Source organism: Vibrio sp. 2132-1 (assembly GCF_033344315.1).
On the sequence record NZ_JAWPON010000833.1, the window covers coordinates 1 to 524 of the forward strand.

1 protein-coding gene is annotated in these 524 nt (G+C 44.7%); it reads right to left on the reverse strand.

Annotated features, from left to right (window positions below):
• On the reverse strand, positions 1-524 hold a 524-nt coding region (locus R8N47_RS28265), incomplete at both ends, for an ExeA family protein (RefSeq protein WP_318186491.1).

Here is a 524-nt window from a genome sequence, read left to right on the forward strand (position 1 = left end):
AAGCTTTATGGCTAATTTGGTTGATTAACCTTGGTATGCCCATAGCAGAACGCCAAATCGCTTTTTTCTGTTCAATGGAGAAAATGTGCGACCCATTACCCGCTTTGTCTAAGCGATTATTGATGTACGCAACCCCTTCATCGACAGACAACGGACGCAGCCCACAACTGAACGTAATGCGTTGACGAAACTGCCGTAATTCGTGCATGGACAAGCGTTCATCCAATTCAGGCTGACCGAAAAGTACCAACTGAATCAATTTGTCTTGCTCGGTTTCTAAATTGCCGAACAAGCGCAGTGTTTCTAAAGCCTCAGGAGAAAGAGCTTGAGCTTCATCAACGATCAGAACGGTTTTCTTCCCGGTTGAATGCACACGAATCAAGTGTTCTTGAATTAAAGAAACAATGCGCAATGGATCGTCATTATCAATACCTAGCTCTCTTGCCACGGCAAACTGTAATTGCTCTCCGTTGAGCACAGGATTGGGTAGATAGACCAATTCCACTTGCGATTCGATCTGTCCA